The organism is Azoarcus sp. TTM-91 (assembly GCF_012911025.1).
In the GTDB taxonomy this organism is placed as follows: Bacteria; Pseudomonadota; Gammaproteobacteria; order Burkholderiales; family Rhodocyclaceae; genus Azoarcus.
On record NZ_WUEI01000012.1, the window covers coordinates 24,602 to 37,234 of the forward strand.

A 12,633-nucleotide genomic window follows, 5' to 3' on the forward strand; every position below is an offset into this window, starting at 1 on the left:
CCAAGCAGCCGCCCATGGACGAAATCCGCATCCGCGGTGCCCGCACCCACAATCTCAAGAATGTGAACCTGGATCTACCGCGCAACCGGCTGACCGTGATCACCGGCCTTTCCGGCTCCGGCAAGTCCTCTCTCGCGTTCGATACCCTGTACGCGGAAGGCCAGCGACGCTACGTGGAATCCCTCTCCGCCTACGCCCGCCAGTTCCTGCAGCTGATGGAGAAACCCGACGTGGATCTGATCGAGGGCCTGTCGCCAGCGATCTCCATCGAGCAGAAAGCCACCAGCCACAATCCCCGCTCCACCGTCGGCACCGTCACCGAGATCCACGACTACCTGCGCTTGCTCTACGCCCGCGCCGGCACGCCCCACTGCCCGGACCACCCGGAGCATGCGCTGGAGGCGCAGAGCGTGTCGCAAATGGTGGACCACGTCCTCGCCCTGCCGGAGGACACCAAGCTGATGATCCTGGCGCCGGTGGTGACCGGCCGCAAAGGTGAGCAGCAGGATCTGTTCTCCGAACTGCGCGCCCAAGGCTTCGTGCGGGCGCGGGTGGATGGCGAGGTGTTCGAGCTGGACGCGATGCCACCGTTGGGAAAAGGGCGCCGTCACAACGTCGAGGTTGTGATAGACCGCCTCAAGGTCCGCGGCGACTTGCGCAGCCGCCTCGCCGAGTCCTTCGAGACCGCGCTGATGCATGCCGACGGCCGGGCCATCGCGCTGGAGATGGATAGCGGCAAGGAGCACCTCTTCTCCGCCCGCTTCGCCTGTCCGGTGTGCAGCTTTGCGCTGGCCGAACTGGAGCCGCGGCTGTTTTCCTTCAACAACCCCGCAGGCGCCTGTCCGAAGTGCGACGGCCTGGGCCAGGTCGATTTCTTCGACCCGCTGCGGGTGGTGGCGCATCCGCAGCTCTCCCTCTCTGCCGGCGCCATCCGCGGCTGGGACAGGCGCAACCAGTTCTACTTCCAGATGCTGGCCAGCCTGGCGGCCCACTACCAGTTCGATGTGGACACCCCCTTCGAAGAATTGCCCGCCGAGATCCGCGATACCGTATTGCATGGATCCGGCAAAACCAAGGTGGCCTTCCGCTACCTCTCCGACAACGGCCGCATGGTCAGCAAGGAGCACCCGTTCGAGGGCATCATCCCCAACCTGGAGCGGCGCTACCGCGAGACCGACTCCCTCGCCGTACGCGAGGAGTTGGCCAAGTACCGTGCCACCCAGCCCTGCCCCGTCTGCCACGGCACCCGGCTGCGCTCCGAGGCCCGCCATGTGTTGATCGGCGACAAGCCGCTGCCCTCGGTGAGCCGGCTGCCGCTGGGCCAGTGCAAGCATTTCTTCGACACCCTGCAACTGAGCGGCCACCGCGCCCAGGTTGCGGACAAGATCGTCAAGGAAATCTCGGACCGCCTCAGCTTCCTGATCGACGTCGGCCTGGATTACCTCTCGCTGGACCGCTCCGCCGATACGCTCTCCGGCGGCGAAGCTCAGCGCATCCGGCTCGCCAGCCAGATCGGCTCCGGCCTCACCGGCGTGATGTACGTGCTGGACGAACCCTCCATCGGCCTACACCAGCGCGACAACGACCGCCTGCTCGTCACCCTGGGCCGGCTGCGCGATCTCGGCAACACCGTGATCGTGGTCGAGCATGACGAGGACGCCATCCGCAGCGCGGACTACCTGGTGGACATGGGCCCCGGCGCCGGCGAGCACGGCGGGCGCATCGTCGCTGCCGGCACACCGGAAGCGGTCATCGCCAACCCGGAGTCGCTGACCGGCGCCTACCTCTCCGGCCAGCGCAGCATCGCCGTGCCCGCCGAGCGGCGTCCGCCGGATCCCGAGCGGATGCTGCATCTCACCGGTGCCCGCGGCAACAACCTCAAGCGCGTCACCCTGAAGCTGCCGGTCGGACTGCTCACCTGCGTCACCGGCGTTTCAGGCTCGGGCAAATCCACGCTGATCAACGACACCCTGGCTGCACTCGCCGCGCGCCACCTGAACGGCTCCAGCGTAGAGGCCGCGCCCTACGACCAGGTGGAAGGTCTGGACGCCTTCGACAAGGTCATCAACGTCGACCAATCACCCATCGGCCGCACGCCGCGCTCCAACCCGGCGACCTACACCGGTCTGCTGACCCCGATACGCGAGCTCTTCGCCGGCGTGCCCGAAGCACGCGCCCGCGGCTACGGACCGGGCCGCTTCTCCTTCAACGTCAAGGGCGGCCGCTGCGAAGCCTGCCAGGGCGACGGCATGATCAAGGTGGAGATGCACTTCCTGCCCGATATGTACGTACCCTGCGACGTCTGCCACGGCAAGCGCTACAACCGGGAAACCCTGGAAATCCGCTACAAGGGCAAGACCATCTACGAAGTGCTGGACATGACGGTGGAGCAGGCGCTGGACTTCTTCCGCCCGGTCCCGGCAGTGGCGCGCAAGCTGGAAACGCTGATGGACGTGGGCCTGGGCTATATCCGGCTCGGCCAGAGCGCGACCACCCTGTCCGGCGGCGAAGCCCAGCGTGTAAAACTGGCCCTGGAGCTCTCCAAGCGCGACACCGGGCGCACCCTCTATATCCTCGACGAGCCCACCACCGGCCTGCACTTCCAGGACATCGAACTGCTGCTGCAGGTACTGCACCGCCTGCGCGACCATGGCAATACCATCGTCGTCATCGAGCACAACCTGGACGTGATCAAGACCGCGGATTGGCTGATAGACCTCGGTCCGGAGGGCGGCGCCGGCGGCGGCACCATCCTCTGCGAAGGGCCGCCCGAAGCCATCGCGGCTTATTCCGGCAGCCATACTGGCCGCTACCTGGCCCCCCTTCTCGCACGCCGCTGATAGATTAAGGAACGCCGCCCCTCTACCCGCACTTGCGGCCAAGCCGGGAGAGGACGACCATCGCACTCGTCCAAAAGAGATAGGCGGTACTGCGATGGCGGAAATACAACTGGACCACCGGGCGCGCTTCCTGCAACGCATCGAGCGGCGGGCCAAGTTCCTGAAGACCCTGCTGGCCTGCAATCTCGGCGTTTTCCTGCCATCCGAGGAGAAGCAGCGCCGACAGGCAATAGAGCAGGTCGTCCGCATGACCGCCCGCCACAGCGAACTGCCACACCTCAGCCAGGACATCCTCGCCGAGGCCTACACCATCCTGCTGAGCCACCTCGAAGAAATGCAGCGGGTACTGCCACACGATGTGCAATACCGAAACCGCATCAAGCGCGACTGGTAAACCTCAGGTTTTCGGATAGCCCTGCGGGTTGCTGCTCTGCCACCGCCAGGAGTCGGCACACATCTCGGGCAACCCACGTTGGGCCCGCCAGCCCAGAACCTCGGCAGCAGCGGCAGGGTCGGCCCAGCACTCTGCGACGTCACCCGCACGCCGCTCAACGATGCGGTAAGGAACCTCCCGGCCGCACGCCGAACTGAAGGCCTCAACCACCTCAAGCACACTGTAGCCCCGACCCGTTCCCAGATTCAGCGTCGTTACAACGGGAAGATCCTTCATCCGCTGCAAGGCAGCCACATGCCCCTGGGCGAGATCCACCACATGGATGTAATCCCTCACGCCGGTGCCGTCCGGCGTAGGGTAATCGCCACCGAATACCTGCAATTCCTTCAGTCGGCCGACCGCCACCTGACTGACGTAAGGCATGAGATTGTTCGGTAGACCATTGGGGTCTTCGCCGATCTGGCCACTCTCATGAGCACCTACAGGATTGAAGTAACGCAGCAGCACGATCTTCCATTCGGGGTCGGCAGTGCCGACGTCGCGCAGGATATCCTCGCTCATCAGCTTGGTACGCCCATAGGGGTTCGTCGCCGAAGTCGGGAAATTCTCCCTGATGGGGACACTCGCGGGATCTCCGTATACCGTCGCAGAGGAACTGAATACCAGGCGCTTCACCCCGCATTCGCCCATCACCCGGGTCAGGGCCAGCACCCCGCCCAGATTATTCTCGTAGTAAGCCAGCGGCAGCCGAACCGACTCGCCCACCGCCTTCTTGGCCGCGAAGTGGATCACCGCATCGATGGCCGCCTCCGCGAAGACCCTGCGCAAGGCCTGCTCATCCCTGACGTCACAGATATGTACTGCAGCAAACTGCTTGTCGGCGAGCACAGCGACGCGCTCCAGGGCCACCGCGCTGCTGTTTGACAGATCGTCCAGCGCTACAACCTCAAAACCCGCCTGGAGCAGTTCTAGGCAAGTATGCGATCCGATATAGCCCGCCGCCCCGGTTACCAATATCCGCGCCATCTATCCCTCCTGAACTGGATTGCACTGCATCTGGAAAAAAACGTTGCAGAAATAAAAAAAGGCCGGGAACACCCGACCTTTCTTCATTAAAGCGCTCCGCCTCCGCAGATCACGCGGCAGCAGCTTCCTGCTCAACGGCCTCGCCTTCAGGACGATCCAGCAGTTCGACCAGCGCCATCGGCGCATTGTCGCCATCACGGAAACCGAACTTCAGGATGCGCAGGTAGCCGCCGTTGCGGGTGGCGTAGCGCGGGCCCAGTTCATCGAACAGCTTGACGACCATGTCGCGGTCGCGCAGGCGGTTGAAAGCCAGACGGCGATTGGACAGGCTGGGCTTCTTGCCCAGGGTGATCATCGGCTCGACCACGCGCCGAAGCTCCTTGGCCTTGGGCAGGGTCGTCTTGATGACTTCGTGGCGCAGGAGCGCGTTGGCCATGTTCCGGAACATCGCCTGACGGTGGCTGCTGGTCCGGTTAAGCTTGCGAAGACCGTTGCGGTGACGCATTTCTTTTCCTCACTTCCCGCCAATCAACCGAGCTTCTCGAGCCCGGCCGGTGGCCAGTTTTCCAGTTTCATGCCAAGGGTGAGGCCACGAGAGGCCAGCACTTCCTTGATCTCGTTCAGCGACTTCCGACCCAGATTGGGGGTCTTCAGCAGCTCGGTTTCCGTGCGCTGAATGAGATCGCCGATGTAGTAGATGTTCTCGGCCTTGAGGCAATTTGCCGAACGAACGGTCAGCTCCAGATCATCCACCGGGCGCAGCAGCACCGGATCAATGGACTGTTGCTTGGGGGGTTCGACCGACGCCGGAGTACCTTCCAGGTCGGCGAACACCGAGAGTTGATCCATCAGCACGCGGGCAGCGTAACGGATAGCCTCTTCAGGATCCACCGCGCCATTGGTCTCGATGTCAATGACCAGGCGATCCAGGTCGGTACGCTGCTCGACACGAGCGCTTTCAACCAGATAGCTCACCCGACGCACCGGGCTGAACGAAGCGTCCAGCATGATGCGGCCGATGGTCTTGCTTTCGCCGCTGACGGGACGGGCATTGCCGGGAACATAACCACGGCCTTCCTCGACCTTGATCTGCAGATCAAGCTTGCCACCAGGCGCCAGGTGCGCGATGACGTGCTCGGGGTTGATGATCTCGACATCGTGGCCGATCTCGATATCCCCCGCCTTGACGACACCCTCGCCCGACTTGGTCAGACGCAGCACCGTCTCGCTACGATTGTGCAGCTTGAGCACCACGCCCTTGAGGTTCAACAGCAGGTCGACGATGTCCTCGCGCATCCCATCGAGTGTGGAGTACTCGTGCAGCACGCCTTCGATCGACACTTCCGTCGCCGCATGACCCGGCAGCGAGGAAAGGAGGATGCGCCGCAGCGCATTCCCCAGGGTATGTCCGAAACCACGCTCGAACGGCTCCATGGTCACCCGCGCCTGCACGGGCGAAATGCTCTGGACGTCGATGATGCGCGGTTTCAGCAGTGCATTGCTTTGCATCAGCAGTTCCTCGGTACTAGGACAGACTTAGCACACCCGATCAACGGGAGTACAGTTCCACGACCAGGCCTTCATTGATGGTCGCAGGCAACTCCGCACGCTGCGGATACGCCTTGAACACACCCTTGGCGGCCTTCGCATCAACCTCAATCCACTCAGGGAAACCACGGGACTCGGCGGCCTCGAGCGCAGCCTTCACACGCAGATGCGCCTTCGCACGATCGGACAGTTCAATGACGTCGCCCGGACGAACGGTGTAGGAAGGAATATTCACCCGCTTGCCATTCACCAGCACGCCATTGTGACGCACGACCTGGCGAGCCTCAGCGCGGGACGCGCCGAAGCCCATTCGGTAGGCGACAGAATCCAGGCGACCTTCCAGCAGTTGCAGCAGATTCTCACCGGTCTGACCGCGGCGGCGATCCGCCTCGGCGTAAACCTTGCGGAACTGCGCTTCCAGAACGCCGTAGAGACGACGAATCTTTTGCTTTTCACGCAGTTGCACGCCATAACCAGACAGACGCTGGCCCGAGCGCTGACCATGCTGGCCAGGCGCGTAGGCGCGACGCTCAACGGAACACTTGTCGGTGAAGCACTTCTCACCCTTCAGGAACAGCTTTTCGCCCTCGCGACGGCACTGACGGCACTTGGGATCGAGATTACGAGCCACGTTTCAACTCCTTGTCAGATACGGCGCTTCTTCGGCGGACGGCAGCCGTTATGCGGGATCGGCGTGATGTCCGTGATGCTGGAGATCTTCATCCCCAGCGCATTCAGCGCACGCACTGCGGATTCACGGCCGGGGCCGGGCCCCTTGATCCGCACTTCCAGATTCTTGACGCCGCACTCTTGCGCGGCCTTGCCAGCAGCCTCGGCCGCGACCTGAGCCGCGAACGGGGTACTCTTGCGCGAGCCCTTGAAGCCAGCACCACCGGAAGTCGCCCAGGACAGCGCATTGCCCTGACGGTCGGTAATGGTGATGATGGTGTTGTTGAAGCTAGCGTGAACGTGCGCGATACCTTCGGCGACGTTCTTCTTGACCTTCTTCCGGACCTTCGTTGCACTCTTAGCCATTATTCGTCCCTATCACTTCTTGCCGGCGATTGCCTTGCGCGGGCCCTTGCGGGTACGCGCATTGGTCTGGGTGCGCTGACCGCGCACCGGCAGGCCGCGACGATGACGAACACCACGGTAGCAACCGAGGTCCATCAAGCGCTTGATGTTCATGGTGACTTCACGACGCAGGTCGCCTTCAACCACAAAGCGGCCAACCTCGTCACGCAGCTTTTCCATGTCGGATTCGGTCAGATCCTTGATCTTGGCCGAACGAACCACGCCAGCTGCGTCGCAGATCTTCTGAGCACGCGTACGGCCGATCCCATAGATGGCGGTCAGCGCAATCTCGGCATGCTTGTGGTTGGGAATGTTTACCCCAGCAATACGGGCCATCCGTTTACCCCAAAACGCGAAACATTAAATTTTAATACCGAGGATTGACTAGATCAACCCTGGCGTTGCTTATGACGGGGATCGGTGCAGATGACACGCACGACACCCTTGCGGCGAATGATCTTGCAGTTGCGGCAAAGCCGCTTGACTGACGCTTGAACTCGCATGTTCTTGCTCCTGTATCTCTACTTATTCACTTGGTCCGGAACACGATCCGGCCCTTGGTCAGGTCATAAGGCGTGAGCTGCACCGTCACCTTGTCTCCCGGGAGAATGCGGATGTAGTGCATCCGCATTTTTCCAGAGATGTGCCCAAGCACCATGTGACCGTTTTCGAGCTTTACCCTGAACGTTGCGTTGGGAAGATTTTCCGTGACCTCCCCTTGCATCTCGATGACGTCTTCCTTGGCCATGGGTTACCTGATCGGGAGTCCCGCACCTTTGAAATTAGCCTTCTTCAACAGACTCTCGTACTGGTGCGACATCACATAGGCCTGCACCTGCGACATGAAGTCCATCGTCACCACCACGATGATCAGCAGTGATGTTCCACCGAAGTAGAACGGCACGTTCCACTTGAGGATCAGGAACTCCGGCAACAGACACACCAGGGTGATATAGACCGCACCAGCCAGCGTCAGCCGCATCAGAATCTTGTCGATGTATCGAGCAGTCTGATCACCCGGCCGGATACCAGGAACGAACGCGCCACTCTTCTTCAGGTTGTCCGCCGTCTCACGGGCATTGAAAACCAGCGCCGTGTAGAAAAAGCAGAAGAAGACGATTGCCAGCGCGTACAGCATCACATAGATAGGCTGGCCCGGAGACAGAGTGGAAGCGATGTCCCGCAACCAGTACATGCCTTCCGAAGAACCAAACCACTGCCCCAGCGTTGCCGGAAACAGAATGATGCTCGAAGCAAAGATGGGGGGAATGACCCCCGACATATTCAGCTTCAACGGCAGGTGAGAACTTTGCCCGCCGTAGATCTTGTTCCCGACTTGGCGCTTAGCGTAGTTCACCAGGATCTTCCGCTGACCCCGCTCCACGAACACAACGAAACCCGTCACCAGAGCTACCAGCACGCAGATGAACAGCGCAGTGAAGGGGTGCATTGCGCCCGTTCTCACCAGTTCGAACAGGCCACCGATCGCATTCGGCAGGCCTGCAGCAATGCCCGCGAAGATGATGATGGAAATGCCGTTACCCACGCCGCGCTCGGTAATCTGCTCACCCAGCCACATGAGGAACATAGTGCCGGTGACCAGCGTCGCTACGGTCACGAAACGGAACAGCAAACCCGGATCCAGCACCAAGCCGGGCTGCCCCTCGAGCGCGATAGCGATCCCGAGCGACTGAGCCAAAGCCAGCACTAAGGTGCCGTAGCGGGTGTACTGCGTTATCTTCCGACGTCCGGCTTCGCCCTCCTTCTTCAACGCCTCCAACTGCGGCACAGCCACCGTCATCAACTGCATGATGATAGATGCAGAGATGTAAGGCATGATCCCGAGGGCGAAGATGGTAAAGCGCGAAAGCGCACCACCCGAAAACAAGTTGAATACACCGAGAATGCCGCCGGCCTGAGACTGGAAGAGCTCGGCCAATCGCTCGGGATCGATGCCGGGGACAGGAATGTGCGCGCCGATGCGATAAACAATCAGCGCGCCCACTAGGAACAGCAGGCGACGTTTGAGGTCGCCGAACCGTCCGGTATTTCCCAGCGTGGCTGCAGGATTCGCCACAATCGTTACCCTTGCTTACTCAGCGAACGAGCCGCCGGCCGCCTCGATGGCGGCACGCGCACCCCGGGTAGCCCCGACGCCGCGTAACACCACCTTCTTCGCTATCTCGCCGGACAGCACAACCTTGGCGGAGAGCGCATCGGCAGGAATCACGCCCGCCTGCTTCAGCACCAGCAGATCGACTTCTTCGACCGGTAGCTTAGCCAGTTCGGACAGACGAACTTCGACATTGCGGTCACGCGTCAACGAAACGAACCCCCGCTTCGGCAGACGACGCTGCAAAGGCATCTGACCGCCTTCGAAGCCAACCTTGTGGAAACCGCCAGCGCGGGATTTTTGACCCTTGTGGCCGCGGCCGCAGGTCTTGCCCAGGCCACTGCCCATGCCGCGACCGACACGGCGGCGGGCCGACTTGGAGCCGGCACCAGGTTTGATGGTATTCAGGCGCATCTCAGCCCTCGCACTTAACCAGGTAGGACACCTTGTTGATCATGCCCCGCACAGCCGGGGTATCGACCAGCTCCACCGTATGGTTGAGCCGACGCAGACCCAGACCACGCACGGTAGCGCGGTGGGACTGCTTGGTGCCGATCACGCTCTTGACCAGCGTGACCTTAATCTTCTTGTCGGACATGGCTTACCCCAGGATCTCTTCGACCGTCTTGCCACGCTTGGCAGCAATTTCAGCCGGAGTGTTGATCGCCAGCAGGCCGTTGATGGTGGCACGCACGACGTTGTACGGATTGGTCGATCCAATGCACTTGCAGATGATGTCGGTAACGCCCATCACCTCGAACACTGCACGCATCGGACCGCCGGCGATGATGCCGGTACCGCCGGGCGCCGGCTGCATCAGCACCGAAGCGGCGCCATGCTTGCCGATAACCGTGTGCTGCAATGTACCGTTCTTCAACGCCACCTTGGTCATCTTGCGACGCGCTTCATCCATCGCCTTTTGCACGGCGACCGGTACTTCACGGGACTTGCCTTTGCCCATTCCGATTCCGCCATCACCGTCGCCTACTACGGTCAGTGCCGCGAAACCGAGGATACGACCGCCCTTCACAACCTTAGTGACTCGGTTGATCGCGACCATCTTCTCGCGAAGACCGTCATCGCGCTCCTCGGAGGCCTGCGCGCGTTTGGTTTGCTGCTTAGCCATACGAATCCTCGCTTAGAACTTCAGACCGCCTTCGCGGGCAGCCTCAGCCAGCGCCTTCACGCGGCCGTGATACAGGAAGCCCGAGCGGTCGAAAGCGACCGTCTCGATCCCGGCAGCCTTGGCGCGCTCGGCAATCAACTTGCCGACCACTTCGGCCGCTTGCTTGTTGCCACCGTTGGCGACCTGCGCACGGACGGCAGGCTCCACGGTCGACGCGGCAGCCAGGACCCGGGAACCGCAACCGGAAATCACCTGCGCGTAGATGTGGCTGTTGGTACGGAACACGGCGAGGCGTACCGCCTTGAGCTCCGCGAGCTTGGCGCGGGTTTTGCGCGCACGGCGAAGACGAGTTTCTTTCTTGTTCATGACGAACCGCCTTACTTCTTCTTGGTTTCCTTGAGCACCACCACCTCGTCCGAATAACGGACGCCCTTGCCCTTGTAGGGTTCGGGAGAGCGGTAGGCCCGCACCTCGGCCGCGACCTGACCGACCTGCTGCTTGTCGATACCCTTGATCACGACTTCGGTCTGGGAGGGCGTCTCAACCTTCACGCCAGCGGGCATCTGATGCACCACCGGATGGGAGAAACCCAGCGAAAGATTCAGCTTGTCACCTTGAGCCTGGGCACGGTAACCAACGCCAACCAGCGTGAGCTTGCGCTCAAAACCCTTGGTCACGCCGTTCACCATGTTATTCACCAAGGCACGAACGGTACCGGACATCGCACGGGCGTTATCCGCACCATCCTTTGCCTTGCAGACGATGGCTTCGCCATCCTTCTCCACGCTGACAGCGGGGTGAATGGACTGACGCAGCGTGCCCAGCGGCCCCTTGATCGCAATCTCAGCGGCGGAGATGGTGACCTCAACGCCCGTCGGGATCGCGACCGGATTCTTCGCTACACGAGACATTGCGCTCCCCTTAGGCGACCAGGCAGATGACTTCGCCACCGACCCGGCTAGCGCGGGCGGCACGATCGGTCATCACGCCCTTGGGCGTGGAAACAATGGCAACGCCCAGGCCGTTCATGACGCGCGGCAGATCGTTGCTTCCCTTGTACACTCTCAGACCGGGGCGGCTGACGCGTTCGATGCGCTCAATCACAGGCCGGCCGGCGTAGTACTTCAGCGCGACATCGAGCGCAGCCTTGCCGCTCTCTTCCCGCACCGAAAAGTCATCGATGTAACCCTCATCCTTCAGCACCTTGGCGATCGCCACCTTGAGCTTCGAGGAGGGCATGCTCACGCTCACCTTCTGGGCCTGCTGCCCATTGCGGATGCGCGTCAGCATGTCGGCGATCGGATCGGACATACTCATCTTTGAATTCTCCTTACCAGCTCGCCTTGGTCATGCCAGGAACTTCGCCACGGAAAGCAATTTCACGCAGCTTGTTACGGCACAGACCGAACTTGCGGAACACCCCACGCGGACGGCCGGTCAGGCTGCACCGGTTGCGCTGACGAGAGGGACTGGCGTTGCGCGGGAGCTGCTGCAGCGCCAAGCGCGCAGACATGCGTTCTTCGTCGGACAGCTTGGTGTCCTTGATCTGAGCGATCAGCGCAGCACGCTTGGCGGCAAACTTCTCAACCAGCTTGCGACGCTTCTCTTCACGATTGATCAGAGCGAGTTTCGCCATGTCAGCCTCAATTCTTGAACGGGAACTTGAAAGCACCGAGCAGAGCACGGGCTTCCTGGTCATTCTTCGCGGTCGTCGTGATGCTGATGTTCATCCCGCGCAGCGCATCGATCTTGTCGTACTCGATTTCCGGGAAGATGATCTGCTCTTTGACGCCCAGGTTGTAGTTACCACGACCGTCGAAGCCTTTCGCAGCAATACCGCGGAAGTCACGCACACGCGGCAACGCAATGGTGATCAGACGATCCAGAAACTCGAACATCTGGGGGCCGCGCAGAGTCACCATGCAACCAATCGGATAACCTTCACGAATCTTGAAGCCCGCAATGGACTTACGCGCCTTCGTCGACACCGGCTTCTGACCAGCAATCTTGGTCATGTCACCGATCGCGTTCTCAAGCACCTTCTTATCACCAACTGCCTCACCCACACCCATATTCAGAGTGATCTTGGTGATGCGCGGCACTTCCATAACAGACTTGTAGCCGAACTGCTTTTGCAGATCAGGAACCACAGAATCCTTGTAGAACTGTTGCAAGCGAGCCATCGTTACTCCTTAGGCATCAACCAGCTCGCCGTTCGACTTGAAGACGCGAACCTTGCGGCCATCCTCAAGCACTTTCACCCCGACGCGATCGCCCTTCTGGGACGCCGGATTGAACAGCGCGACATTGGAAATATGGATAGGCATATCTTTCTCGACGATGCCACCGACTTCGCCCTTGAGTGGATTCGGACGCACGTGCTTCTTGACGCGATTCACGCCCTCAACCACCACATGCTCGTCATCCACGCGGCGCAGCACAGCACCGCGGCGACCGCGATCCTTGCCAGCCAGCACAATGACTTCGTCACCCTTGCGGATCTTGTTCATCT

General features: G+C 61.3%; 20 protein-coding genes. 2 read left to right on the forward strand and 18 right to left on the reverse strand.

Features of this window, described 5'->3' with window-relative positions; translation table 11 throughout:
• Window positions 1-14 precede the first annotated feature (14 nt).
• Both uvrA and GRF61_RS05585 read left to right on the forward strand, forming a co-directional pair.
• A complete protein-coding gene (gene uvrA / locus GRF61_RS05580) occupies window positions 15-2,840 on the forward strand; it encodes an excinuclease ABC subunit UvrA (RefSeq protein WP_169149720.1) in 2,826 nt (941 codons plus the stop codon).
• A gap of 94 nt (window positions 2,841-2,934) precedes the next feature.
• The gene (locus GRF61_RS05585; protein ID WP_169149721.1) at window positions 2,935-3,234 is read left to right on the forward strand and encodes a hypothetical protein; all 300 of its coding nucleotides are present in this window, start codon (window positions 2,935-2,937) and stop codon (window positions 3,232-3,234) included.
• A gap of 3 nt (window positions 3,235-3,237) precedes the next feature.
• On the opposite strand, the gene galE is transcribed toward GRF61_RS05585, so the two are convergent.
• From galE to rplX, 18 genes are all read right to left on the reverse strand, one after another.
• A complete protein-coding gene (gene galE / locus GRF61_RS05590; RefSeq protein ID WP_169149722.1) occupies window positions 3,238-4,260 on the reverse strand; it encodes a UDP-glucose 4-epimerase GalE in 1,023 nt (340 codons plus the stop codon).
• Between the two features lie 109 nt (window positions 4,261-4,369).
• Entirely contained in the window at window positions 4,370-4,765 is a 396-nt protein-coding gene (gene rplQ / locus GRF61_RS05595) for a 50S ribosomal protein L17 (protein WP_169149723.1), read from the reverse strand.
• Window positions 4,766-4,788: 23 nt separating this feature from the next.
• Entirely contained in the window at window positions 4,789-5,769 is a 981-nt protein-coding gene (gene rpoA, locus GRF61_RS05600) for a DNA-directed RNA polymerase subunit alpha (protein WP_169149724.1), read from the reverse strand.
• A gap of 40 nt (window positions 5,770-5,809) precedes the next feature.
• Window positions 5,810-6,439 (reverse strand): 30S ribosomal protein S4, encoded by a 630-nt coding sequence (gene rpsD, locus GRF61_RS05605; RefSeq protein ID WP_169149725.1) that lies wholly within the window; start codon window positions 6,437-6,439, stop codon window positions 5,810-5,812.
• A gap of 14 nt (window positions 6,440-6,453) precedes the next feature.
• Window positions 6,454-6,843 (reverse strand): 30S ribosomal protein S11, encoded by a 390-nt coding sequence (gene rpsK, locus GRF61_RS05610; protein ID WP_133590434.1) that lies wholly within the window; start codon window positions 6,841-6,843, stop codon window positions 6,454-6,456.
• A 12-nt stretch (window positions 6,844-6,855) separates the two neighbouring features.
• Window positions 6,856-7,218 (reverse strand): 30S ribosomal protein S13, encoded by a 363-nt coding sequence (gene rpsM, locus GRF61_RS05615; RefSeq protein WP_133590436.1) that lies wholly within the window; start codon window positions 7,216-7,218, stop codon window positions 6,856-6,858.
• A gap of 53 nt (window positions 7,219-7,271) precedes the next feature.
• Window positions 7,272-7,385, reverse strand: coding sequence for a 50S ribosomal protein L36 (gene rpmJ / locus GRF61_RS05620; protein WP_004258276.1), 114 nt, complete (start codon window positions 7,383-7,385; stop codon window positions 7,272-7,274).
• 26 nt (window positions 7,386-7,411) lie between these two features.
• Window positions 7,412-7,630: a translation initiation factor IF-1 gene (gene infA, locus GRF61_RS05625; RefSeq protein ID WP_011767119.1), complete on the reverse strand. Its 219-nt coding sequence runs from the start codon at window positions 7,628-7,630 to the stop codon at window positions 7,412-7,414.
• Between the two features lie 3 nt (window positions 7,631-7,633).
• The gene (secY, locus tag GRF61_RS05630; protein ID WP_169149726.1) at window positions 7,634-8,959 is read right to left on the reverse strand and encodes a preprotein translocase subunit SecY; all 1,326 of its coding nucleotides are present in this window, start codon (window positions 8,957-8,959) and stop codon (window positions 7,634-7,636) included.
• Window positions 8,960-8,974: 15 nt separating this feature from the next.
• Entirely contained in the window at window positions 8,975-9,409 is a 435-nt protein-coding gene (gene rplO, locus GRF61_RS05635; protein WP_133590440.1) for a 50S ribosomal protein L15, read from the reverse strand.
• A 1-nt stretch (window position 9,410) separates the two neighbouring features.
• Window positions 9,411-9,593 carry a 50S ribosomal protein L30 gene (gene rpmD, locus GRF61_RS05640; RefSeq protein ID WP_096449272.1) on the reverse strand — a complete coding sequence of 61 codons (183 nt, stop codon included), beginning with the start codon at window positions 9,591-9,593 and terminating at the stop codon, window positions 9,411-9,413.
• Between the two features lie 3 nt (window positions 9,594-9,596).
• Window positions 9,597-10,121 carry a 30S ribosomal protein S5 gene (gene rpsE / locus GRF61_RS05645; protein WP_133590444.1) on the reverse strand — a complete coding sequence of 175 codons (525 nt, stop codon included), beginning with the start codon at window positions 10,119-10,121 and terminating at the stop codon, window positions 9,597-9,599.
• Window positions 10,122-10,133: 12 nt separating this feature from the next.
• A complete protein-coding gene (rplR, locus tag GRF61_RS05650) occupies window positions 10,134-10,487 on the reverse strand; it encodes a 50S ribosomal protein L18 (protein ID WP_169149727.1) in 354 nt (117 codons plus the stop codon).
• Window positions 10,488-10,498: 11 nt separating this feature from the next.
• The gene (gene rplF, locus GRF61_RS05655) at window positions 10,499-11,032 is read right to left on the reverse strand and encodes a 50S ribosomal protein L6 (RefSeq protein ID WP_169149728.1); all 534 of its coding nucleotides are present in this window, start codon (window positions 11,030-11,032) and stop codon (window positions 10,499-10,501) included.
• A gap of 10 nt (window positions 11,033-11,042) precedes the next feature.
• Window positions 11,043-11,438, reverse strand: a complete 396-nt coding sequence (gene rpsH, locus GRF61_RS05660) for a 30S ribosomal protein S8 (protein ID WP_133590450.1) — start codon at window positions 11,436-11,438, stop codon at window positions 11,043-11,045.
• A 13-nt stretch (window positions 11,439-11,451) separates the two neighbouring features.
• Entirely contained in the window at window positions 11,452-11,757 is a 306-nt protein-coding gene (gene rpsN, locus GRF61_RS05665; protein ID WP_133590452.1) for a 30S ribosomal protein S14, read from the reverse strand.
• 7 nt (window positions 11,758-11,764) lie between these two features.
• Window positions 11,765-12,304: a 50S ribosomal protein L5 gene (gene rplE, locus GRF61_RS05670; RefSeq protein WP_133590454.1), complete on the reverse strand. Its 540-nt coding sequence runs from the start codon at window positions 12,302-12,304 to the stop codon at window positions 11,765-11,767.
• A 9-nt stretch (window positions 12,305-12,313) separates the two neighbouring features.
• On the reverse strand, window positions 12,314-12,631 hold the full coding sequence (gene rplX / locus GRF61_RS05675; RefSeq protein ID WP_169149729.1) for a 50S ribosomal protein L24: 318 nt from the start codon (window positions 12,629-12,631) through the stop codon (window positions 12,314-12,316).
• Window positions 12,632-12,633: the final 2 nt, after the last annotated feature.

Excerpts from the sequence above, each read along its gene's own strand:
- uvrA (WP_169149720.1), top strand. The coding sequence starts at position 15 with ATGGACGAAATCCGCATCCGCGGTGCCCGCACCCACAATCTCAAGAAT.
- GRF61_RS05585 (WP_169149721.1), top strand. The coding sequence starts at position 2,935 with ATGGCGGAAATACAACTGGACCACCGGGCGCGCTTCCTGCAACGCATC.
- galE (WP_169149722.1), bottom strand. The coding sequence starts at position 4,260 with ATGGCGCGGATATTGGTAACCGGGGCGGCGGGCTATATCGGATCGCAT.
- rplQ (WP_169149723.1), bottom strand. The coding sequence starts at position 4,765 with ATGCGTCACCGCAACGGTCTTCGCAAGCTTAACCGGACCAGCAGCCAC.
- rpoA (WP_169149724.1), bottom strand. The coding sequence starts at position 5,769 with ATGCAAAGCAATGCACTGCTGAAACCGCGCATCATCGACGTCCAGAGC.
- rpsK (WP_133590434.1), bottom strand. The coding sequence starts at position 6,843 with ATGGCTAAGAGTGCAACGAAGGTCCGGAAGAAGGTCAAGAAGAACGTC.
- rpsM (WP_133590436.1), bottom strand. The coding sequence starts at position 7,218 with ATGGCCCGTATTGCTGGGGTAAACATTCCCAACCACAAGCATGCCGAG.
- rpmJ (WP_004258276.1), bottom strand. The coding sequence starts at position 7,385 with ATGCGAGTTCAAGCGTCAGTCAAGCGGCTTTGCCGCAACTGCAAGATC.
- infA (WP_011767119.1), bottom strand. The coding sequence starts at position 7,630 with ATGGCCAAGGAAGACGTCATCGAGATGCAAGGGGAGGTCACGGAAAAT.
- rplO (WP_133590440.1), bottom strand. The coding sequence starts at position 9,409 with ATGCGCCTGAATACCATCAAACCTGGTGCCGGCTCCAAGTCGGCCCGC.
- rpmD (WP_096449272.1), bottom strand. The coding sequence starts at position 9,593 with ATGTCCGACAAGAAGATTAAGGTCACGCTGGTCAAGAGCGTGATCGGC.
- rpsE (WP_133590444.1), bottom strand. The coding sequence starts at position 10,121 with ATGGCTAAGCAGCAAACCAAACGCGCGCAGGCCTCCGAGGAGCGCGAT.
- rplR (WP_169149727.1), bottom strand. The coding sequence starts at position 10,487 with ATGAACAAGAAAGAAACTCGTCTTCGCCGTGCGCGCAAAACCCGCGCC.
- rplF (WP_169149728.1), bottom strand. The coding sequence starts at position 11,032 with ATGTCTCGTGTAGCGAAGAATCCGGTCGCGATCCCGACGGGCGTTGAG.
- rpsH (WP_133590450.1), bottom strand. The coding sequence starts at position 11,438 with ATGAGTATGTCCGATCCGATCGCCGACATGCTGACGCGCATCCGCAAT.
- rpsN (WP_133590452.1), bottom strand. The coding sequence starts at position 11,757 with ATGGCGAAACTCGCTCTGATCAATCGTGAAGAGAAGCGTCGCAAGCTG.
- rplE (WP_133590454.1), bottom strand. The coding sequence starts at position 12,304 with ATGGCTCGCTTGCAACAGTTCTACAAGGATTCTGTGGTTCCTGATCTG.
- rplX (WP_169149729.1), bottom strand. The coding sequence starts at position 12,631 with ATGAACAAGATCCGCAAGGGTGACGAAGTCATTGTGCTGGCTGGCAAG.